This window comes from Pseudorhodoferax soli (assembly GCF_003337555.1).
In the GTDB taxonomy this organism is placed as follows: Bacteria; Pseudomonadota; Gammaproteobacteria; order Burkholderiales; family Burkholderiaceae_C; genus Pseudorhodoferax; species Pseudorhodoferax soli.
The window spans coordinates 67,340-89,297 of sequence record NZ_QPJK01000009.1 but is presented as its reverse complement, the minus strand read 5'-3'; the positions used below and the strand labels follow the sequence as shown (position 1 = coordinate 89,297).

The window sequence follows — 21,958 nt, the reverse complement described above, 5'->3', positions numbered from 1 at the left end:
TTATTTCATGTCCAGATTGAACACCGATCGCAAGGCCGACCTGGAGAATCCCAGCGCGACATATTCGCGCCCACCAGCAGACGCCTCACTCCAAGCCTCTTCGTTTTGCATCAAATGCCGAATGGCTGTCGCGACACCTGCGGCGTCGTCGTGTACGCTGATGGCATCGGCGAGACCTGGTAGGCCTTGAACGCCGACAGTCGTTGTCACCAGTGGAATGCCGTGGTGAAGGGCTTCAAGAACCTTGCCCTTCACTCCCGCGCCAAATCGCAGAGGCACCACAGCAACTCCAGCCGTTCGATAGAAACCGCTCAACTCGGAGTCCGTCACGTGACCAGTCACGGTAATACTATCGCTTGCCAAGGCCTTCACCTCGTCCGTCGGGTTGGAGCCGACCAGAAAAAGTCGGGCGCCTGCTACGTTTGCTTGCAGAAGCGGGAATATCTCCTTCACCAGCCATTTGGCCGCATCCACGTTCGGCGGATGCCCAAATCCCGCGACAAAAAGCAAATCGGTCTTTTCACGTCTCGGCGCAATGATCGATAGATCCTCTTTATCAAAGTAATAAAGAGGCACTGTTCTAGCAATTGCATTGGGCAAATACTTCAGGACGGCATCGGTCTCAGTTGGGGATGGATAGTAAATAACATCCGAGTTCCGCCACAAGGTCTCCTCTACGGATCGAATGAGTTCCGATTCTCGTAGAACGTTCTTGTCGCCTGTTTTCTCATACTGCAACTTCAAACGCGCATAGTGCAGATCGTGCCCGTAGTAAAACAGCTTCGCGTGGGTATGCTTTCTCACAGCTTCCCAATGCTCTATCGCAATGTGAGGGCGATTCAACAAGACGTAGTCCAAAGCGGACCCATGGTTGGCAATCCACTCCTCATACCGTCCGACAAATTCATTGCCGTACAGCACCTCGATGCCTTCCTGCTCTAGCAAAGGGGCGTACTGCGTATCGTGCCAATGGTTCGCGGGCCAGAACTTCACGTTCAAACCCATCGCCTTGAACTCGCGCAGGAAGCACCAGATGCTGCGCGAACCGGCATCGCGGTCGGGCTGCGGTACGTAGTGGTCGACAACAAGAATCGTGCGTTGGCCGATGGAGCGGTCATGCGCCCGGAATGGGTTGACGCCGTTGTCTAAGTGCTCGCGCTCCAGGGTTTCCTTCCAGCGCACATAGAACTTCTTCTGGTTCTCAACCTGGTGCGCTTTGATGCCGCTACCAGTGTCCGTGCCGTGGGAAATTCCTTCGTAGTGGATGACGACCGACTGGGGCTGGTACATCACCGTCCTGCCTGCCGCACGGACCCGAAATGCCAGATCCGTGTCCTCGTAGTAGGCCGGAAGATAGTGCTCGTCGAAGCCCCCCAACTGTTGCCAAAGCGCGGTTGGAATCATGAGGGAAGCGCCCGAGCAATAGTCGGCCTCTTTCACATAGTTGTAGACAGGACGGGAAGGATCGTCGAGCCGCCCCCAGTTCCAGGCTGAGCCGTCGCGCCACAGAATGCCCCCAGCCTCCTGCAGACGCCCGTCGGGATAGACGAGCTTGGAGCCGACCATCCCACAATCCGGATGCTTGTCGAACAGGGCCAGCATGCTGTCGAGCCAGCCCGCAGTCACTTCCGTGTCGTTGTTGAGCAAGTAGATGTAGCGACCTTTGGCTTGCTTGACGGCAGCGTTGCACGACCGCAGGAACCCCAGATTCTCCGGGTGCCTGATGTAGCGCAGGCCAGGGATGCGGCGAATCAAATCAATCTGCGGGTCGCCGGATGCATCTTCGGCAACCAAGACCTCAACGGACGCGCGCGGCATATGAATGGCAATGGAACGCAAGCAGGCCAGTGTGTGCTCCAGATTGCCGTAGGTCGGAATGACGATGCAGACATCCGGCTTGGCGACGACAGGAAAACGCAGCGACGACAACACCTCGGCAAAGTCGGCTGCGGCGACCGGGCCGGCGCCTACCGGAGCGAGCGGAGCGTTGTCGCGCTGCCGACGCCAGATCTCATAGTGAACCACGCCCGTGAACATCGGGCCGGCCACGCGGTAGGCTAGCGCGGCGGCCTTGTCCTTCATATGCGTGGGAATCGGTGCGCGCTTGTACCCGACCCGCGCCAGCCGCACGATCTCCGGTGCCACGAGCGTGCGGATCGTCGACCATTCCCCTCGCGCTATCCGCCCCAGCATGCGCAAAGGCTTGGTCACGCGCCACGACAAGGATCCGGCCAGCGCGGCACGCTTGGCCTCGACTTCCGCATAGCGCCGCTCCGCCTCCCCTTTCGCCACGAGGATGTCATCCCGCGTCGAGGAGATGGAGCGCACCTGCGTGTGTGCTTCATCGCGCTCGCGCTGCGTCTGCTCCAGCTGTGACTGCACGTCTTCAACAACTGCGCGCAGGGAAGCCAGGCCCTCGTGCAGCTGGCCTCGTTCCTGGTCGGCATGTACCAGCCGCTCCTGCAGGGATGTGCATTCGGTCTGGACATCATCGCGCTCACGCTGCATCTGAGCGGACTGCAACTGCAACTCCGCCAAAGTGGCCCGAAGCAAGTTGAGTTCGTTCTGCCCTTGCTCGCGCTCATGGCGCTCTTGAACCGTCGCTTGGTCCAGCGCCTGGTAGTCCTGCTGTGCCTTCGCCAAGGCCGCGTCCAGTTGCAAGGCCCAGTTCGTGCGCTCGTCGAACTCCTTCTGAAGTCCTTCATGCACTGCGGCGAGTTGACCCACCTGGGCGCTGCGCCGCTGCACGGCCAGTGACAGGTTCTCCATCGGCAATTTTGCGATGGCGCCCCAATCCTGGAGATCCGCGACCGCGCGCCCCGTCAGCTCCGCCTGTAGGCGGATCTCCTCGCGCGCGTAATTGTCGACGTCATGCGCGTCCACATGCAGGCCTGCGGACTGCAAGGCCGCCAGGATGAAGTTCTTGCGCGTCCACTCATCGGCGTCGGTACAGCGCCCGAAACGGGAAACGGAATTGATGAGCAGCAGCAATGTCCGGAACAGCAGCCAGCCCACGGAGATGCCGTCCCGCAAGACCCATTCGCGGTCGATCACTGCGAAGCCCTGACCTCGCGGCTCGACGATGATGTTCTGCGGTACAAGATCGAAGAAGACCCCTGGCAGTTGCGTGTCGGCGGCCCAGGGGTCTTCGGGCACTTCCACGCCCGCCGCCAGATCGGCCACGATGCGCAGGTAATCACGCAGAAAGGCGCCAACTTGCTGAAGCGCCCAACCATCGGTCGACACGGTCCGGAGCAAGGCCAGCGACAGAGGTTCGCCATGGACATAGGCTGCGGAAGCCGCCAGCGTATGTTGCACATGTGTCGACGCTGGGTGCTCGCCTGGACTCAGGCGCTGGTACTCCAACTTGATCGCGTTGCCGTCCGTACGCACGAACCGCGTCTCCTTGCAATACAGCTTGGCGCGATCGGTGCTGTAGTGGTAGGCCAGTACGTTCGCCGTATCGGGCGCAGTGGGTGCTTGCGCCGCCACGAACAGGAATGAGTTTGCCAAATCCAGCGCCAGCCCATTGCGGCCCAGTACCGGCCAGACAAGCTCCGGCGAAAAGGCCAGCACCTCCGGCAGTTGCGGATCGCGGCGCGCGCTCTGCCAAGCGAATGCGGTGGCATCGAAGTCCCCGGCGCGAAAGCCTTCTTCCGTGACGATGGACATCGGCAGCTTGTAGTCCGGAAAGGGCGCCATGCACTGGACCTGCGTGAAGCCTGCACCATGCAGCATGGCTTGCAGTGCAGCGCGGCCGAACGTCTGGGCCTCATCGGCCCGATAGCGGTCTTCCAGCCCGTACATGGGCACGCCGAAATGGTCTTCCGGCGCCGCCGCAAAGTACTTGAGGCCCAGCTGGTTCTCGATCGCGATGATGAGCCGCCCCTGAGGCTTGAGCAGCGCGCGCGCGCGCTGCAGCATCACCTGCGCAGGGGACTCCCCTGCGACGAAACGGTTGGCGTACTCCAGCACGCCGATAAGCGTCACGACGTCGAAACGCTGCGAAGTGGAGAACTGCTCGAAACTGTCGGCCACCACATCGACATTCGGCAGGTCGCGTGAACGGGCGCGTGCAATCGCGGCACGACGCGGCGAGCCTTCGAGAGCCAACACGTGCGCGCCGGACTCGCCGAGGTAGCGCGTAATGGCGCCGCAACCGGCGCCGATCTCCAGCACCTGCGCGCCGTGCAGCGTCGCGTGAAATGGTCGAAGAATGTTGGCGCGCGCGCTGGTCAGGTGGTACAGCGACGGCCAATCCGTACAGTACGCACGCAGTTCCGGCGACAGCACGGTGAGGTCGCCCGCGTTCCTGACAATCGAACCGATGCGCTGCTCGACCTCGTCGCCATCGCTGTAGGCGATGCCGCCATATCCCGGACGCGCCCACACCTGGGCGGCCGGATCGTGCGCATAGCCCGCGCTGAGAAGCTGATCGTTCATGAAGAAGCCGAAATTTCCCTGAAGCTCAAGTCCAGATTCGCCAGTCCGAAGAACCGTGCGTCTGGGCCGACCTGAAGATGGATGGAGTCGTAGCGGCGGTCATGCGGCACGATGTCTTCGCCAGCGCGGGTCGCAACGCCGAGGGAGATGAAATAGTCGCCCTGCGCCAGCCGGCAAGTGAAGGCCATCTCGACCGCCACAAGGGAGTCGGACTGGCCGAGCACCTTCAGCGCCTGCGCGTCCAGTGTTTCCGAATTGGCGCCATAGACGGTGACGCCTTCCTTAGTCTTGATGGTCACGCCCAGAATGGGGCGAATCAGATCGCGCTGAAAGCGGATCGAAACACCCAGGCGGATCGATTGCCCGCTGGACAACACGGCGGGGTAGAGCGTGTCATCGGCCGCAAGATAGAAGTCCAGAATGGCCGCTGAACCATCGCCCCACCGGTACTCGTGCGGGTTGTAGCCGGCGTGCTGCGCGAACACATCCTCATGGAAGCTCAGCGGAAACGCCGCGCGCGCTGTAGCCGCAGGCGCATCCGCGGGGGGCAAAGGCGCGGCGGACGGCTTCACCGTGCGCTCCCTGCCGAACAGCAGGTCCAGGTAGCGGTTGGCCACACGGCGCGGCTCGCCGGCATCCAGCACCCCGCCATCGCTCAGCAGGATGGCACGCGAGCAATGGGTCACGATCTGCTCCGTGGAGTGCGTCACGAGCAGGATGCTGGTGCCGTTCTCCTTGAGCTGGCGCAAGCGTTCAAAGCAGCGCGCCTGGAACTTCGCATCGCCAACGGCGAGGGCTTCGTCGACGATGAGGATGTCGGGCTCGACCTGAGCCTGCACGGCGAATGCCAGCCGCACCATCATGCCGCTGGAGTAGGTCTTGACGGGCTGGTCGACGAAATCGCCAATGTCGGCGAACCCGACGATCGCGTCGTAGCGAGCGTCCGTTTCCTGCTTGGTCAACCCGAGCAGGGCGGCGTTCATGTAGACGTTGTCGCGCCCGGTGAAATCGGGGTTGAATCCGGACCCGAGCTCCAGCAGTGCAGCAACCCGCCCGCGGGTCTCGACGGTACCGCCGGTTGGCGACAGCGTGCCGCAGACGAGCTGCAGCAAAGTGGACTTGCCTGCGCCATTGCGGCCTAGGATGCCCACTGTCTCGCCACGCGCGACGTCGAAGGACACATCGCGCAATGCCCAGAATTCGCGGCAATACGCCTTCTGCGGCTGCCCAGCCCAGCGCCGCACGCGCGGCATCAGAAACGACTTCAGTCGATCGCTGGGGCGCTCATAAATCTGGTAGCACTTGCTCAGGCGCTCGACACGGACCGCAACATCGTCAGAGGACATCCGCGAACCCCTTGCGCACACGTGCGAACCAGAGCCATCCCAGCCAAGCCACTGCGTAGGCCACCAGCCAGTAGGCCGCCCAGCCGAGCCAGTTCACCGGCTCACCCCAGATTGCAGCATTGCGCACCTGCTCCAGGATGAACGTGATGGGGTTGAAGTACAGGTACTGCGCCAAACCTTCAGGCACAGAATGGAGCGGATAGAAGACAGGCGCAAGAAACATCAACAGCGCAGTCACGATGCCCATCAACTGACCTATGTCGCGCAGGTAGACGCCCAGAGAGGACACGATCCAGACCAGGCCAACAGTCATCAGGGCCAGCGGAGATATGAGGACCGGAACAAGCAAAAAGGACCAGGGGATGCTGCCCTGCCATACCAACAGAGCACCTGCGAAGATCAGTAGCGCGATGAGGAAATGGAACAGCGCCGTGCCTACGGACACCCAGGCCAAGGTTTCCAGCGGGAAGACGATCTTCTTGACGAGGTTGGCATTGCCAACGATCAGCGTCGGCGCGCGCTGCAGGCACTCCGCCACCATCGAGTGGATGATGAGCCCGCCGAACATCACGACGGCGAACTCCAGCGGATCAGTGGAAGCCGCGCGCCATCGGGATTTGAAGACCACACCGAACACGAAGGTGTAGATCGTCAGCATCAAGAGCGGATTGATGAAAGACCAAACGATGCCAAGGAAGGAGCCGGCGTAGCGGCCGATGACTTCACGCCGAACCAACTGGCTGATCAGTGACCGATGTACCCACAAGGATTGGATGGCGGCGGTCGGGGCACTCGCTGCCAGCATCAAGAAAAGACCTCGGCCCGGACGAACGGCAGCCCCTGCTGGTCCTTGCCCGACAGTTGCGGTGTCCCGTCAGACTGCGGCCAATGGACCGCGAGCGTCGGGTCGTTCCACGCAATGCAACGCTCGTGCGTTGCCGCGTAGTACTCAGTCGTCTTGTAGAGAAAGTCGGCGGTGTCGCTCAGCACCAGGAACCCATGCGCAAAACCGGGTGGCACCCAGAGTTGGTGGCGGTTCTCCTCTGTCAACTCCGCGCCCACCCATTTCCCGAAGCTCGGAGACGACGCACGGATGTCGACCGCGACATCGAACACCGCACCGCGCACCACGCGCACCAGCTTGCCCTGGGCATGCGGCGGCAGCTGATAGTGGAGCCCGCGCAGCACGCCCTTCGTGCTACGGCTATGGTTGTCCTGGACGAATTCCAGATCGATTCCGGTCGCTGCGCGGAAGGCTTCGGCGTTGAAGCTTTCGTAGAAGAAGCCACGCGCATCGCCGAACACCTTGGGCTCGATCAGCACGACATCGGGAATCGCCAGTCGCGTCACCTTCATCAAAACACCTGTTCCTTCAATAGACGCAGCAGGTACTGCCCGTAGCCTCCCTTGAGCAGAGGAGCCGCCAGCCGCTCCAACTGCGCGGCGTCGACCCACCCCTGGCGAAAAGCAATCTCTTCGGGACACGCCACCTTCAGGCCCTGCCGGTGCTCGATGGTGGCGATGAACTGGCTGGCTTCCAGCAGGCTTTCGTGCGTGCCGGTGTCTAGCCAGGCATAGCCTCTGCCCATGATCTCGACATCGAGCTTGCCTTCATCGAGGTAGAGCCGGTTCAGGTCGGTGATCTCCAGTTCCCCGCGCGCCGAGGGTTTGAGTTGCCGGGCCAGTTCCGGCGCGCGCCCGTCATAGAAATACAACCCCGTCACCGCATAGTTCGACTTCGGCTCCCGCGGCTTTTCTTCCAGCGAGAGGACTTTGCCTTCGCCATTGAACTGAGCCACGCCATAGCGCTCCGGATCGTGCACGTGGTAGGCGAAAACACTCGCCCCGTCCGTACGCCGGCTCGCGCTTTCCAGCAGATCCTGAAAGTCGTGGCCATGGAAGATGTTGTCGCCCAACACCAACGTGCTCGGGGCCCCACTCAGGAATGCCTCGCCGACCAGAAACGCCTGCGCGAGTCCATCCGGACTCGGCTGCACCGCATACTGCAGGTTCAGCCCCCATTGGCTTCCATCCCCAAGCAACTGCTGGAACCGCGGAGTGTCCTGCGGCGTGCTGATCACCAGAATCTCTCGAATCCCCGCCAGCATCAGGGTGCTCAGCGGGTAGTAGATCATTGGCTTGTCATATACCGGCAGCAGTTGCTTGCTGATCGCCAGCGTTGCCGGGTGCAGCCGCGTACCAGATCCGCCAGCCAGGATGATGCCCTTGCGATTTGTCGTCATGCGGAGCGTTCCAGGGTTTCGGTGAGCATGCGGCCCACGCCGGCCTGCCAGTGCGGCAGCATCAGACCAAAGGTGTCTCGCAGCTTTTGCGTGTTCAAGCGGCTGTTGCCGGGGCGCGGCGCCGCAACCTTGAACGCGCTCGATGGAACGGCTTGCACCGCCTCGCCGACTGCCTTGAGCGCGAGCCCGCGCTGCTCGGCGAAGTCGATCACGAAGCGCGCATAGCCGTGCCAGGATGTCTCGCCGCCGGCCACCAAGTGGTACAGGCCAGCCAGCGGGTCGCCACCAGGAGACAAGACACGGCGCAAGGCCAGGGCCGTCACGTCGGCCAGCAGTTCCGCTCCGGTCGGCGCCCCGAACTGGTCATCCACCACGGTCAGCCGATCACGCTCTGCCGCCAGCCGCAACATGGTCTTGGCGAAGTTCTGGCCGCGCGCGGCGTAGACCCAACTGGTGCGAAAGATCAGATGCCGGGCGCAATGCTGCTGCAGCAGTTGTTCACCTTCCAGCTTGGTACGGCCGTAGACCGACAGAGGGCCGGTCGGGCTGTCTTCGCTCCAGGGTGCGCTGCCGCTGCCGTTGAAGACGTAGTCGGTCGAGTAATGGACCATCCAGGCACCGAGTGCCTGCGCCTCGCGCGCCAGCACGCCCACGGCCGTCGCGTTCAACGTGCGGGCGAACTCAGGCTCGCTCTCGGCCTTGTCCACTGCCGTGTGGGCGGCGGCGTTGACGATGACGGTCGGCGCAACACGGCGCACCGTCGCGGCCAACTCTTCGGGTTTGCTGAGGTCGCCGCACAGATCGGTGCTGTCGAAATCCACCGCCACCAGTTCGCCCAGCGGCGCAAGGCTGCGCTGCAACTCCCAGCCAACCTGGCCACCCTTGCCCAGCAGCAGGATCTTCATGCGCTCTCTCGTTCGCCGTAGTTGGTGGACAACCATTCGCGGTACGCGCCGCTCTGCACGCGCGCCACCCAATCGGCGTGGTCCAGGTACCACTCCACCGTTTTGCGGATGCCGGTATCGAAGGTCTCGGCCGGCTTCCAGCCGAGTTCGCGCTCGATCTTCCGGGCGTCGATGGCGTAGCGTCGGTCGTGCCCGGGCCGGTCGGTCACATAGGCGATCTGCTCGGCATACGACTTGCCGTCAACACGCGGCCGCTTCTCGTCCAGCAATGCACAGACCGTGCGCACGATCTCCAGATTGGGCTTCTCGTTCCAACCGCCCACGTTGTAGGTCTCGCCGAGCTGGCCGGCCTCCAGCACGCGGCGGATGGCGCTGCAGTGGTCACCGACGTAGAGCCAGTCCCGCACCTGCTGCCCGTCCCCATACACCGGCAGCGGTTTGCCAGCGAGTGCATTGACGATCATCAGCGGGATCAGCTTCTCGGGGAAATGAAACGGACCGTAATTGTTGCTGCAGTTGGTGGTGACCACCGGGAGACCATAGGTGTGGTGGTAGGCACGTACCAAGTGATCGCTGGCAGCCTTGCTGGCCGAATACGGGCTGTTCGGCTCGTACCGGTGCTGCTCGGTGAAGGCTGGCGCTTGTGCATCCAGGGAGCCGTAGACCTCATCGGTGGACACATGCAGAAAACGGAAAGCCGACTTGCGCTCGGCCGGCAGTGCCCCCCAATAGGCGCGCACGGCCTCCAGCAGGCCGAAGGTACCGACCACATTGGTCTCGACGAAGGCGGCCGGGCCATGGATGGAACGGTCCACATGCGATTCGGCCGCGAAGTTCACGACAGCGCGGACCTCGTTCTCGGCCAGCAGGCGGCCAACCAGCGCCGTGTCTCCGATGTCACCCTGCACGAACCGGTGCCGTGCGTCACCGGCCAGGCTGGCCAGGTTCTCCAGATTGCCCGCGTAGGTGAGCTTGTCCAGGTTCAGGACGGGTTCGCCAACGCTGGCAATCCAGTCCAGCACGAAGTTGGTGCCGATGAAGCCGGCGCCGCCGGTGACAAGAATCATGGGGAGTATCCGCAAAACGAACCGGCGATTATCGCAGGCAGGAATCGGGCCAGTCGCCGCTTACAGTTGGAGGCATCCACCCGTTCGAGGATCCCACCATGGCCAAAAAGCCCAACCCCTTCAATCCGTTCGGCGACGACGCCTCGGCCGCCCAGTTCGCCGATTCGGTCCGCGCCTCGGCGCAGCAGATCTGGCTGGCAGGCCTGGGCGCCTTCGCCAAGGCCCAGGCCGAAGGCAGCAAGGTCTTCGAAGGCCTGGTCAAGGAGGGCTCGGACATGCAGAGCAAGACCCAGGCAAGCGCCCGGGAAGGCCTGCACGAAGCCGGGGCACGCTTCGGCAGCATGGCCAACGACATCGGCGCGCGGGCCGCTGGCCAATGGGACAAGCTGGAAGGCATCTTCGAGGAGAGGGTGGCCAAGGCCCTGCGCAAGCTGGGTGTGCCGCGGCTGGAGGAACTGGAGCAATTGGCGGCGCGGGTCGACGCGCTCGAACGCGCAGCCCAACGCCCGGCAGCAAGTCGCAAGACCGCCACCCGCCCCCGCCATGCAGCGGCCACACCGCCGCCATCCGTGCCCACCAAGCGGGCTGCCCGCAAGCGCGCGGCTCCGCGCGGCGATTGACGCGCCGGCCATGTCCGGAGAAAAGATCTGGGATGCCCAGGCGCTGCGGGATCTCGCCGCACAGGCCCATGCCGCGCCCTGCGCTTCCTGCGCCACGATGCCCGCCACTGGCTGGGAAACCGTGCCCGTCTCGCTCGACCGCCCGCGGCTGGAGCCGCTGGGCACGCTGTACGACCTGCAGGCCGGCAACCCACTCGAGTCGACGCTGGAGGAATACCACCCCCAGGGCACGCGCTACTGGTCAGCCGAGGCGCCCATCGCACCGGCCTGGTTCCCTTACAACCGCTGCGGCGTCTGGCGCTGCCGGGCGTGCGCCACGGTGTTCCTGCGCTATGCCGAGCATGGCGGCTACTTCGAGGAGGAGCGCATCCGCCGCGTCGTGCCGGCAATGGTCGACAGCACTGCCCCGCCACCGGGAAACACCTAGCGGGCGGCGGCCCACGACTGCGGCATGCTGCCTCCCCAGGGAGGAACGATGCCGAAGAAAGCCCCGCGCAGGACGGCCGAACGCATTCTGGAAGTGACGCTGGCGCTGTTCAACCGCTTCGGCGCGCCCAATGTGTCGACCACGCTGATCGCCGCCGAATTGGGCATCAGCCCCGGCAATCTCTACTACCACTATCCCGCCAAGGACGAGCTGCTGGGCGCCCTCTTCGACCGCTACACCCTGCACATGCACGAGTTGCTGGATGCAGGTGCCGAGGTCCGCGACGTCGAAGACGCCTGGTTCTTCCTGCACAGCCTGTTCGAGCGCATCTGGGAATACCGCTTCCTTTACCGCGACCTCAACGACCTGCTCAGCAACCACCGCCGGCTCGAACAGCAGGTCCAGCAGGTGCTGCAGGGCAAGACGCGTGCGTTGCGCGACATGCTGGCGAGCCTCTCGGCCAGCGGCGCGCTGCAGATCGACCCGCGCACGGCCGAGCCCACGGCCACCAGCATGGTGGTGGTGCTGAGCTGGTGGCTCAGCTTCGAATACGCCCGCGCACCGCGCGACGCGCTGGAACCGGCCGCGGCCCAGGCCGTGCTGCTACGCGGCGCCCACCATGTCCTGATGCTGCTGGCGCCCTACCTGGTGATGGCGCAACGTGAACACTTGCTCGCGCTGGTCGCGGCCTACGCCCGCGAAGCGCCTGTCACGCAAACCACCTAGACTTGGCGCGACACCCGCCACAAAGAGGAGACCACGATGGGCGACTGGAGCGCATTCCCGCATGCGGGCGCATTCCATCTCGATGCAGCCGGCGTGCTCCAACGTTGGGCCAGGTTGCACGCCGGCGATGCCGAACCGCCGCCCGCCGACCCGGCCGTGCTGCAGGCCTGGGTGCTGTTCCACAACGGCGACTTCGCGCAGGCCTGCGCGGCGGGCCTGGCGGCCGGCGGCAGCGGCATCACCGTGGCCAACAAGGCCACCGCCATCTACGCCAATTACCTGGAGCCCAGCGAGAAGAAGCGGCTGGACCTGTTCCGCCTGGTCGCCACACGGGCCGAACAACAGGCCCAGGCCACGCCCGCCGATCCGAACGCCTGGTACTGGCACGCCTATGCGCTGGGCCGCTACAGCCAGGGCATCAGCATCGCCAAGGCCCTGGCCCAGGGCCTGGGCAACAAGGTCAAGGAAACGCTGGAGAAGGTCATCGCGCTGTCGCCGCAGCATGCCGATGCCCACCTCGCCCTGGGCATCTTCCATGCCGAGGTGATCGACAAGGTCGGCGCACTGATCGGCTCCATGACCTACGGCGCCAAGAAGGACGTGGGCCTGCGCATGTTCCGCCAGGGCCTGGAACTGCACCCCGGATCGGTCATCGGCATGGTGGAGTACGCGCACGCGCTGCTGATGCTGGAAGGCGACAGCCGCATGGACGAGGCCAACCGGCTCTACGAACGCGCGGCGGCCGCCGAACCGCAGGACGCGACAGAGCGGCTGGACGTCGACCTGGCCCAGGCCGCACTGGCCGATTGACGGCGCACGCGCGCCCGTCCTACAGCGCAACCCGGCCCGGAGCTCTGGCGCTGCCTGCCATGGGCGGCGAGCATGCAGGGCACCCACCCGGAGCCCCTTGCCATGATGAATATCTTCGAAGCCCTGCGTATCAGCCACACGCTGCAGCGCGCGCTGGCCGACCAATTGGTCGCCACCAGCGGCGACAGCCCTGAGCGCCAGCGGCTGTTCCGTGACCTGCGCCGCGAACTGGCCGCGCACGAGACTGCGGAGGAACGCTGCTTCTACGTCCCGCTGATGGAGCACGATGCCGCCGTCGACACCTCCCGCCACGGCATCGCGGAGCACCACGAGATGGACGAGATGGTCGAGGAGCTGATGGATTTGGAGATGTCGTCGCCCACCTGGCTCGTCAAGGCGCGTGCGCTGCACCACAAGCTGCACCACCACCTGGACGAGGAAGAGCAGAAGTTCTTCCAGCTGGCCGGCAAGGTGCTCAGCGCGGCGCAGAAGACGGCGCTGGCCAAGGAGTACGAGGCAGAATTCACCACACAGCGCGTACAGGCTTGATGCCGTCGGGGCCGTAGTGCCGTGTGCCCGCTGACGTCCAACAAGAGGAGCCCGCCATGTCCGAACTGCAGACCGCCTTCCAGGCCGCCGTTGTCGCATCACAGCAGCGTAGCCAGCGCCCCGACAACGCCACGCTGCTCCGTCTTTACGGCTTGTACAAGCAAGCCAGCACCGGAGACAACAAGGTCCCCAAGCCCGGCTTCTCTGACATGGTCGGCCGCGCCAAGTGGGACGCCTGGAACAAGTTGCAAGGCATGTCCGCCGAAGACGCGATGCAGCAGTACATCGACGCCATCGCCACGCTCGACGAGTAAAGCCTCAGCGCGCCACGAGCGCGGCCAACGCGGCATCGCGCTCGGCCTTGGGCCGCGCCGCCAGCGCCGCCACGGCGGCATGAAAGCGCGCCCAGTCGCCGCCTTCGCGTGCGAACAAGGCTTCGAAGGCCGGCACCAACCCGTCGTAGGCGGCCTGTACACCGAACACCGCATTGTTGGCCCGCGCGATGTAGGCGTCGTAGCCGGCAAAGCCCGCCCAGTGCTCGCGCTTGAGCCGTGCATAGGCTTCGTGGAATTGCGCCATCACGCGGGCCTTGCGTTGCTCCATGGGTTCCGGGTCGGCCCCATCGGCGTACACAGCAGCGAGTGCCTGGCGCGTCTTGAGCATCAGTGCACGCAATTCGCGGCGGCGCCCGTCAAAGCGCAGGTAGGCCTCGCGCGCGCCCTCGCCGGCCTGGCTTGCCAGCCATTCGGCGCCGCCCAACCGCTCGACCGCCGTGGCGTAGGACTCGTTGAAGGTGGTGTCGTCCTGCACGTAGACAACCTGGTGCGCGAGCTCGTGGAACAACAGGCGGGCCAGTTCGCCTTCGTTGGAGCGGATGAAGGTGTTGAGCAGCGGGTCGCCCCCCAGCCAGTTCATCCAGCCCAGCGTGGAATAGGCCGGCACGCCGTAGACATTGGTTTCCATGCCCTCGGCATGCAGCTGCTCGGCCAGCGCCCGCGCCTCGGCCTCGTCGAAGTAGCCGCGGTAGCCGATGCAGCCTGTGAACGGAAAGCACCAGGTCTTCAGCGTCAGCGAGTACGGCGGCGCCGCCACGGCATTCCACACGGCTGCTTGCCGGTGCAGGTCAGCGTAACGGTGGTAACTCGCGTTGTCGGGAAGATGCAGACGCTCCACCGCAAACCGGCGCATGCGCTGCGCCAGTTCCAAGCGCTGGCGCAACTCGGCCGGCGTGGCGGGGTCGTCCAGCCAATCCTGGATCGGCCGGGCGGCATGCATCAGCGCCAGGTGCCCGCGTGCCGACTGCAGGTAGTAGGACATGTCGGCGCACCCCGCCAGGACCACCAGCGTCAGCGCCGCGCCGACGCGCTTGAACAATGCACGATTCCACACATCGGGCAGTTTACGGGCAGACCATCCGCACCCTGGCACGCAGGTTGCTGGCGGTTCGGCACGCCCTTCGTGTTCTGTGCAACGGCCGTGAACCAAGACGCCCCGCCAGCGTCGAACAGCTGACATGCCAAAGCCACCCCGCCCCAAGAGCCAATACGGTCGCCTCACCGCGCTTGCCAGCGGCCACCACCTCGCCACCCTGACCGGCCAACGGGTGATCGAGCAAGGTGGCTCGTTGGTGGACGCCATGGTGGCCACGTCGGCAATGTTGACAGTCACCTTGCCGCACGCCGGATCGCTGGGCGGCTGTGGCGTGCTGCTGGTCTACGACGCGGCCTCGCACCAGGTGCAGGTGCTGAACGGCACCGGCCGGGCCCCCGCCGCCACGCCGGTGGCGGAACTGGCCAGCGCCGGCCTGCCGCGGTACGGTGTGCGGGCCGCGGTCACGCCCACGCTGGCGCGCTTGTGGGCCCGCGCGCACGAACGTTTCGGCCGGCTGCCCTGGGCGCAGCTGCTGGCGCCCGCGATCGCAGCGGCATCGGCCGGCATCGGCACGTCCGAGGAGCTGGCGCGCAATCTGATGCAGGCCGATCCCAAGCTGGCGGAGCAACCGGGATTCACCGACGCGTTCCACCGCAACGGCCAGCCGCTCGCAGCGGGCCAGCCCATGCGCCAGCCACAGCTGGCCGAGGTGCTGCAGGCCATCGCGCGCCAGGGTGAGGCCGGTTTCTACACAGGCTGGGTCGCGCGCAGCCTGGCTGCCTTCTGCGCCGAGCACGGCGGCTGGCTGGGCCAGGACGACCTGTCCCAGGCCCAGGCCGACTGGTGGGAAAGCTGGAGCACGCACTACGCCGGCCGCCAGGTGCATGTGGCGCCGCCCAACTCGGCCGGCGTGTTGATGTTGCGCCAACTCAACCTGCGCGCCGCCGCCGGCGCGGCGCAGAACGATCCGGCGCACGATGTGCTGCGCGCCGTGGCAGTGCTGCAGCGCTACCGTGCCCGGCTGGGCGATCCGGCGCGCCGCCGCCTGATGCCGGGCGACTTCGAACTCGGCGAGCGCCACATCGGCAGTGGCCCGATCGACACCAGCGCGACGCGGCTGACACCCGCCGATGCCACCGGCTTCGTTGCCATGGATGTGGACGGCAACGCCGTCGCCCTGCTGCAAAGCGTGTTCCAGCCACTGGGCAGCGGCGCCGTCGACCCCGGCACGGGCGTGCTGCTGAACAACCGCATGGCCGAGTTCCGGGCCGAGCCCGGCTTGCCCAACAGCGTGCAGCCCAATGCCCGTCCGGCGCACACGCTGTCGCCCTGGATCGTGGTGCACGGCAACCGGGCCGAACTGGCTGCCATCTCGCCCGGCGGCATCGGCCAGACCACGGGAGGCCTGCAACTGGCCAGTGGCGCGCTGGAGAGCGAGGCCACGCTGGGTGAACTCGCGGGCCGGCCGCGCTGGAGCTTCAACGATGCGGGCGAGGTGCTGCTGGAGGCCGGCATGGACGCCGCCGTGGCGCCGACCTTGCGCGCGCACGGGCTCACCGTGCAGGAGGACGCGGGCCAGCAGCTGCACTTCGGCTCCGTCAAGGCGGTGCGCGCCCACCCGCACGGCGGCCTGGAAGCCGTGGCCGATCTGCGCCGGCAGGCGCACGCCGTGGCCTGGTAGGGCGCCTGGCCGCGGCCGCCCTGCATTTTTGTCAGTCGGGCAGCACCGCCGTCGCCTCGATCTCCACCTTGGCCCGCGCTTCCATCAAGGCGCTCACCTCCACGCAGCTCATGGCCGGAAAATGCCGGCCGATATGCGCGCGGTAGGCCTCTCCCAGTTCACGCTGGCGGCGCAGATACTCCGCGCGGTCGGTCACATACCAGGTCATGCGCACGATGTGCGCGGGGCCGGCCCCGGCTTCGCGCAGCACGGCCACCACATTGGCCAGGGCCTGGGCCGTCTGGTCGATGAAATCGTCGCTCTCGAACTGCTGCGCGGCGTTCCAGCCGATCTGGCCGCCCACGCACACCAGCGTGCCGCGTGCGGCCACGCCGTTCGCATAGCCCTTCGCAGGGGCCCAATCGGGGGGTTGCAGGAACTTCATGGCTCTCTCAATTTGTAGCGCTGCAGCTTGCCGGTCTCGGTGCGCGGCAACGCCGGCAGGAAGGCCACCTCGCGCGGGTACTTGTAGGGCGCCAGCCGGGCCTTCACATGCTCTTGCAGCGCGCGCGCCAGCGCGGCGTCGCCGCTGTGGCCAGGGCGCAGCACACAGAAGGCCTTGACCAGCATGCCGCGCTCGGCATCGGGCTTGCCGACCACCGCGCATTCGGCCACGGCGGGATGCTGCAGCAGCACGTCCTCGACCTCGGGGCCGCCGACGTTGTAGCCCGCCGTGACGATCATGTCGTCGGTGCGGGCCTGGTAGAAGAAGTAGCCATCGGCGTCCTGGACAAAAGCATCGCCGGGATAGTTCCAGCCCCGCTGCACGTACTGCGTCTGGCGCGCATCATCAAGGTAGCGGCAGCCGACCGGGCCGACCAGCGCCAGGCGGCCGACGCTGCCGCGCGGCAGCTCGCGACCTTCATCGTCGACGATCCGGGCCGTGAAGCCCGGCACCACCTGGCCCACGGCGCCGCGCCGCGTGCGCTCGGGCGGCGAGGAGATGTAGATGTGGAACAGCTCGGTGCCGCCGATGCCGTCGAGCATCTCGATGCCTGTGGTCTCCTTCCAGAGCTGGCGTGTTGCGTCCGGCAGCGCCTCACCGGCGCTGACGCAGATGCGCAGCTGCGCCAGCCCGCCCAGCGCCCTGGCATGCGGCGCCATCTGGCGGTAGAAGGTCGGCGCGGTGTAGCAGATGGTCGCGCCGACCTCGCGGGCCTGGCGCACCAGGCTCTCGGGCGTGTAGGGCGCCTCGGGGAAGTAGACAGAGGCACCCGCCCACATCGGGAACAGCAGCAAGCCACCCAGGCCGAAGGTGAAGGCCAGCGGCGGCGAGCCGACCACGGTGTCATCGCTGCGCGCGCGCAGCACATGGCGTGGCCAGCAGTTGCACATGGCCAGCACCTCGCGGTGGCTGATGACGGGCGCCTTGGGTTGCCCCGTGGTGCCCGAGGTGAAGGCGATCAGCGCGATGTCGTCTGCCGCGGTCGGGCACGCGCTGAAGCCGCCTGGCTTGCGTGCGGCGCGCGCCTCCAGGCTACCGCCGTCGTCGGGTGCATGGAAGGCCAGCGATCCGGCCGGCAGCGCCTGCGCACCGGGCGCCTGGCGCAGTTCGTCCAGCAGCCGTGCCTCGCACAGCGCTGCCGCGGGTTGTGCCTTGGCGATGATCTGGCCGAGCTCGCGCGCGCGCAGCAAGGGCATGGTGGCCACCGCGATCAGGCCGGCCTTGACCACGGCCAGCCAGGCCAGCGCCAGCGTGACCGAGTTGCCGCCGCGCAGCAGCACCCGGTTGCCGGGCACCAGGCCCAGGTCCTCCGTCAGCACCCGGGCCATGCGGTCGACCTCGGCCCGCGCACCGCTGTAGCTCAGCGTGCGCGCGGCCGAGCGCAGCAGCGGGCGCTCAGCCCAGGGCCGGCCGGCCGCCTTGTCCAACAGCTCCTCGACCAGGTTGAGCTGGTCGGGCAGTTGCAACTCGGGCAGGTCGTAGCGCAGCTGCGCGCATTGCGCCGGTGGCGGCAGGCGATCGTGCACGAAGCGGTCGGTCTGCGCGCTGGTGCCGCGGAACATGCTCAGTCCCCCTGGAAGACCGGCTTGCGCTTGGCCGCGAAGGCTTCGTAGGCGCGGCGAAAGTCCTCCGTCTGCATGCAGATGGCCTGGGCCTGGGCTTCGGCCTCGATGGCCTGGTCGATGCCCATGGACCATTCCTGTGCCAGCATGGTCTTGGTCATGCCGTGGGCGAAGCTGGGGCCGGCGGCCAGCTCGCGCGCCATGGCCTGGGCCTCGGACAGCAGCGCATCCGGCGCATGCAGGGCGTTGAAGAACCCCCAGGCCAGGCCTTCTGCGGCCGTCATGGCACGGCCCGTGTACAGCAGCTCGGAAGCGCGGCCCTGGCCGATCACGCGCGGCAGCAGTGCACAGGCCCCCATGTCGGCACCGGCCAGCCCCACGCGCGTGAACAGGAAGGCCGTGCGGGCCGCCTCGGTGCCGTAGCGCAGGTCGCAGGCCAGGGCCAGCATCGCGCCCGCGCCGGCGCAGACGCCGTCGATCGCCCCCACGATGGGCTGCGGGCAGGCGCGCATGCACTTGACCAGCTCGCCCGTCATGCGCGTGAAGGCCAGCAGTTCCGGCATGGCCATGCGGGTCAGCGGACCGATGATCTCGTGCACGTCGCCGCCCGAGCAGAAGTTGCCGCCGGCGCCGGCCAGCACGACGACCTTGACGTCGGTGGCGAAGCGCAGGCCATGGAACAGGTCGCGCAGCTCGGCATAGGAGTCGAAGCTCAGCGGGTTCTTGCGCTCGGGCCGGCGCAGGGTGATGGTGCCCACGCCGGCTTGCAGCTGCCAGCCGACATGCAGGCCCTGGTAGCCGGCGCGCGCGGAAAACTGGGCGCGCATGGGGTTGTCCGCGCCGATCGGGTAGGTCATGGTGTCTCCAGGAAGTTGTGCTGCGTGTGCTGCTTCACCTTGCCCAGCAGCCGGTGCAGCGTGGCGATGTCGCGTGCCGCAAGCCCGGCGAAGGCCTCGACGATCCACTGCTCGTGCTGCTGCGCCATGGCGCGGAACTGGGCGCGCCCGCGCGTGGTCAGGCGGACGCGGTAGGCACGCCGGTCGCCCTCCACGTCCACACGCTCCACCAGGCCTTCGGCCACCAGCTGGTCGGTGATGCCGGTGACATTGCCGCCCGTCACCATGAGGCGTGCCGACAGCTCGCGCATCTTGAGTCCCGCGGGCACGCGCTCGAGCTGGGCCATCAGGTCGAAGCGCGGCAAGGTGGTGCCGAACTGGGTGCGCAGGCGTGCGCGGACCTGGCGTTCGACTTGCTGGGAGCAGGTCAGCATGCGCAGCCATAGGCGCAGCTCCTCGGGGTGTTCACTGTGGGCGCGGGCTTCGAGGTCCATGTCAATGCGTGGTTTCAGGTGCGCTGGCACGCTGGCGCGCCAGCTCGCGCAGCAGTTGGTCGCGCCCGGCCAGGTAGGGCAGCGGCCAGTCGGTCTGCTGCGCTGCCTGCAGGCGCGCGGCTTCGTGCAGCGTCCAGGCCGGGTCGGCCAGGTGCGGACGCGCCACGGCACACAGGTCGGCGCGGCCCGCGGCGATCATGCTGTTGGCCTGGTCGCCCTCGGTGATGGCGCCGACCGCGATGGTGCGGATGCCCACCTCCTGGCGGATGCGGTCGGAGAACGGGGTCTGGTACATGCGGCCGTAGACCGGCCGGGCCGCACGCGTGGTCTGCCCCGAGGACACGTCGATCACGTCGCAGCCGGCCGCCTGGAATGCGCGCGCGATCGCCACGGCATCGTCGGCGGTGTGGCCACCGGGCGCCCAGTCGTGCGCGGAGATGCGCACGCTCATGGGCCGCTCCGCAGGCCAGGCGGCGCGCATGGCGGCGAACACTTCGAGCGGGTAGCGCAGCCGGTTCTCCAGCGGGCCGCCGTAGGCGTCGCTGCGCAGGTTGGTCAGCGGCGTGATGAAGCTCGACAGCAGGTAGCCGTGCGCACAGTGCAATTCCAGCCAGTCGAAGCCGGCCGCAGCGGCGCGCTCGGTGGCAGCCACGAAGGCGTCGCGCAGCGCATCCATGTCGGCGCGCGTCATGGCCTGCGGCACCTGGTTGTCCGGCCCATAGGCCACGGCGCTGGCGGCCAGCAGGGGCCAATTGCCCTCGGGCAGCGGCGCGTCCGCCTCCTCCCAGCCGCGCTGGGTGGAGCCCTTGGGGCCGCTGTGGCCCAGCTGCAGGCCGATGGCGGCGCTGCTGCTCGCGTGGACGAAGTCGACGATGCGCGCAAACGCCTCTTGCTGCGCCATGTTCCACAGGCCCGTGCAGCCCGGCGTGATGCGGCCCTCGGGCGTGGGGCTGGTCATCTCCACGCACACCATGGCTGCGCCGCCCAGCGCACGCGCGCCCAGGTGCACGAGGTGGAAGTCTTGCGGCACGCCGTCGACAGCGCTGTAGGTGGCCATCGGCGAGACCAGAATGCGGTTCTTCAGCGTGAGCCCGCGCACCTGGAGGGGCAGCAGCATGGGCAGCCGCGCCGCGGTGCCGCCGGCCAGCCAGCGCTCATGGTCGCCGAGCCAGCGCGCGTCGCGCAGGCGCAGGTTCTCGTGGCCGATGCGCTGTGACCGCGTGAGCAGCGAGTACATGAACTGCTCCATCGGCAGGCCGCTGTAACGCGCCACGTTCTCGAACCACTCGGTGGAGTTGCGTGCGGCGTTCTGGATCTTCAGCACCTCCACGCTGCGGCGCGCCTCGAAGGCGGCCAGCGCCTGGTCCAGCGTGGGCTCGGTGGCGATGGCGCCGGCCAGGTCGATCGCGTCCTCGAGCGCCAGCTTGGTACCGCTGCCGATCGAGAAATGCGCCGTGTGCGCGGCATCGCCCATCAGCACCACCGGCACGCTGCGTCCATCGAGCGCCAGCCGGTGCACCCACTGCGCGCAAACCACGCGCGGAAAGCGGATCCAGATCGCCGAGCCACGCAGGTGCGCCGCATTGCTGATGAGCCTCTCGCCGTCCAGGTAGCGCGCGAACAGCCGCTCGCAGAACGCGATCGCATCCTCCTGTGCCATGCGGTCCAGGCCATGGGCCTGCCAGACGGCCTCGGGCGTCTCGACGATGAAGGTCGAGGTGTCGCCATCGAACTGGTACGCATGGGCCTGGAACCAGCCGTGTTCGGTCTGCTCGAAGGCGAAGGTGAACGCGTCGAAGCGCTTGCGCGTGCCCAGCCAGACGAAGCGGCAGGCGCGCACGTCCACGTCGGGCCGGAAGGTCTCGGCATGGCGCTGGCGCACGCGGCTGTTCAAGCCGTCGCAGGCGATGACGAGGTCTGCCGCGTATTGCCGCGCCACCGCCTCGTCGTCGTGTACCTCGGCTTCGAACACCATCCGCACGCCCACTTCGGCGCAGCGGGCCTGCAGGATGTCGAGCAGCCGCTTGCGGCCGATGCCGCAAAAGCCGTGGCCGCCAGAACGCAGGCTACGGCCCTTGAAGAACACCTCGATGTCGTCCCAGTGGTGGAACTGCTCGCCGATGCGCGCAGCCGAGGCCGGATCCGCCGCCTGCAGGTTCTCCAGGGTCTGGTCGGACAGCACCACGCCCCATCCGAAGGTGTCGCCGGCGCGGTTGCGCTCCAGCAGCGTGACGCGGTGCGCCGGGTTCTGGCGCTGCATCAGCAGGGCGAAGTACAGGCCGGCGGGCCCTCCGCCGAGGCACAGGATGTTCATGTCGAAATAGTTTAGATATGAACTATTGCATGTCAATGGGGTTTGACGATGCCGGTATGCGGTGCCGTCCTACAGACCCA

The 21,958-nt window shown here is 66.5% G+C and carries 20 protein-coding genes; 7 read left to right on the top strand and 13 right to left on the bottom strand.

The window, feature by feature from the left end:
- The 7 genes from DES41_RS27810 to rfbB are packed head-to-tail and all read right to left on the bottom strand — an operon-like array spanning position 1 to position 10,004.
- On the bottom strand, positions 1-4,443 hold the full coding sequence (locus DES41_RS27810) for a glycosyltransferase (protein ID WP_114470871.1): 4,443 nt from the start codon (positions 4,441-4,443) through the stop codon (positions 1-3).
- Positions 4,440-5,789: an ABC transporter ATP-binding protein gene (locus tag DES41_RS27805; protein ID WP_114470870.1), complete on the bottom strand. Its 1,350-nt coding sequence runs from the start codon at positions 5,787-5,789 to the stop codon at positions 4,440-4,442. The genes DES41_RS27810 and DES41_RS27805 overlap by 4 nt, the downstream gene beginning before the upstream one ends.
- Entirely contained in the window at positions 5,779-6,594 is an 816-nt protein-coding gene (locus tag DES41_RS27800) for an ABC transporter permease (protein WP_114470869.1), read from the bottom strand. The genes DES41_RS27805 and DES41_RS27800 overlap by 11 nt, the downstream gene beginning before the upstream one ends.
- Positions 6,594-7,145 (bottom strand): dTDP-4-dehydrorhamnose 3,5-epimerase, encoded by a 552-nt coding sequence (gene rfbC / locus DES41_RS27795; RefSeq protein ID WP_114470868.1) that lies wholly within the window; start codon positions 7,143-7,145, stop codon positions 6,594-6,596. Before rfbC ends, DES41_RS27800 begins: the two co-directional genes overlap by 1 nt.
- A complete protein-coding gene (gene rfbA / locus DES41_RS27790) occupies positions 7,145-8,032 on the bottom strand; it encodes a glucose-1-phosphate thymidylyltransferase RfbA (protein WP_114470867.1) in 888 nt (295 codons plus the stop codon). The genes rfbC and rfbA overlap by 1 nt, the downstream gene beginning before the upstream one ends.
- Positions 8,029-8,937 (bottom strand): dTDP-4-dehydrorhamnose reductase, encoded by a 909-nt coding sequence (rfbD, locus tag DES41_RS27785; RefSeq protein WP_245965893.1) that lies wholly within the window; start codon positions 8,935-8,937, stop codon positions 8,029-8,031. Before rfbD ends, rfbA begins: the two co-directional genes overlap by 4 nt.
- The gene (gene rfbB / locus DES41_RS27780) at positions 8,934-10,004 is read right to left on the bottom strand and encodes a dTDP-glucose 4,6-dehydratase (RefSeq protein WP_114470865.1); all 1,071 of its coding nucleotides are present in this window, start codon (positions 10,002-10,004) and stop codon (positions 8,934-8,936) included. The genes rfbD and rfbB overlap by 4 nt, the downstream gene beginning before the upstream one ends.
- A gap of 98 nt (positions 10,005-10,102) precedes the next feature.
- Between rfbB and DES41_RS27775 the strand changes: the two genes are divergently transcribed.
- The 6 genes from DES41_RS27775 to DES41_RS27750 all read left to right on the top strand — a co-directional run bounded on the left by DES41_RS27775 (position 10,103) and on the right by DES41_RS27750 (position 13,450).
- A complete protein-coding gene (locus DES41_RS27775) occupies positions 10,103-10,624 on the top strand; it encodes a phasin family protein (RefSeq protein WP_114470864.1) in 522 nt (173 codons plus the stop codon).
- A gap of 10 nt (positions 10,625-10,634) precedes the next feature.
- A complete protein-coding gene (locus DES41_RS27770; protein WP_114470863.1) occupies positions 10,635-11,051 on the top strand; it encodes a hypothetical protein in 417 nt (138 codons plus the stop codon).
- A gap of 48 nt (positions 11,052-11,099) precedes the next feature.
- The gene (locus DES41_RS27765; protein ID WP_114470862.1) at positions 11,100-11,777 is read left to right on the top strand and encodes a TetR/AcrR family transcriptional regulator; all 678 of its coding nucleotides are present in this window, start codon (positions 11,100-11,102) and stop codon (positions 11,775-11,777) included.
- 36 nt (positions 11,778-11,813) lie between these two features.
- Positions 11,814-12,587 (top strand): tetratricopeptide repeat protein, encoded by a 774-nt coding sequence (locus DES41_RS27760; protein WP_114470861.1) that lies wholly within the window; start codon positions 11,814-11,816, stop codon positions 12,585-12,587.
- A gap of 102 nt (positions 12,588-12,689) precedes the next feature.
- Positions 12,690-13,136, top strand: a complete 447-nt coding sequence (locus tag DES41_RS27755) for a hemerythrin domain-containing protein (RefSeq protein ID WP_342769693.1) — start codon at positions 12,690-12,692, stop codon at positions 13,134-13,136.
- A gap of 56 nt (positions 13,137-13,192) precedes the next feature.
- A complete protein-coding gene (locus DES41_RS27750) occupies positions 13,193-13,450 on the top strand; it encodes an acyl-CoA-binding protein (RefSeq protein ID WP_114470860.1) in 258 nt (85 codons plus the stop codon).
- 4 nt (positions 13,451-13,454) lie between these two features.
- Here DES41_RS27750 and DES41_RS27745 read toward each other — a convergent pair whose 3' ends face one another.
- Complete coding sequence (locus DES41_RS27745; protein ID WP_114471137.1) at positions 13,455-14,453, bottom strand: aminopeptidase; 999 nt, start codon at positions 14,451-14,453, stop codon at positions 13,455-13,457.
- Between the two features lie 196 nt (positions 14,454-14,649).
- Between DES41_RS27745 and DES41_RS27740 the strand changes: the two genes are divergently transcribed.
- Positions 14,650-16,188 (top strand): gamma-glutamyltransferase family protein, encoded by a 1,539-nt coding sequence (locus DES41_RS27740; RefSeq protein ID WP_114470859.1) that lies wholly within the window; start codon positions 14,650-14,652, stop codon positions 16,186-16,188.
- A 31-nt stretch (positions 16,189-16,219) separates the two neighbouring features.
- On the opposite strand, the gene DES41_RS27735 is transcribed toward DES41_RS27740, so the two are convergent.
- Genes DES41_RS27735 through DES41_RS27715 form a run of 5 tightly spaced genes read right to left on the bottom strand, consistent with a single transcriptional unit; the run spans position 16,220 to position 21,878 of the window.
- Positions 16,220-16,612, bottom strand: coding sequence for a RidA family protein (locus DES41_RS27735; protein WP_114470858.1), 393 nt, complete (start codon positions 16,610-16,612; stop codon positions 16,220-16,222).
- Positions 16,609-18,234 carry an AMP-binding protein gene (locus DES41_RS27730; RefSeq protein ID WP_114470857.1) on the bottom strand — a complete coding sequence of 542 codons (1,626 nt, stop codon included), beginning with the start codon at positions 18,232-18,234 and terminating at the stop codon, positions 16,609-16,611. Before DES41_RS27730 ends, DES41_RS27735 begins: the two co-directional genes overlap by 4 nt.
- 2 nt (positions 18,235-18,236) lie before the next feature.
- Positions 18,237-19,091, bottom strand: coding sequence for an enoyl-CoA hydratase family protein (locus tag DES41_RS27725; RefSeq protein ID WP_114470856.1), 855 nt, complete (start codon positions 19,089-19,091; stop codon positions 18,237-18,239).
- The gene (locus DES41_RS27720) at positions 19,088-19,564 is read right to left on the bottom strand and encodes a MarR family winged helix-turn-helix transcriptional regulator (protein ID WP_114470855.1); all 477 of its coding nucleotides are present in this window, start codon (positions 19,562-19,564) and stop codon (positions 19,088-19,090) included. The genes DES41_RS27725 and DES41_RS27720 overlap by 4 nt, the downstream gene beginning before the upstream one ends.
- Position 19,565: 1 nt before the next feature.
- Complete coding sequence (locus tag DES41_RS27715) at positions 19,566-21,878, bottom strand: bifunctional salicylyl-CoA 5-hydroxylase/oxidoreductase (RefSeq protein WP_114470854.1); 2,313 nt, start codon at positions 21,876-21,878, stop codon at positions 19,566-19,568.
- Between the last annotated feature and the right edge of the window lie 80 nt (positions 21,879-21,958).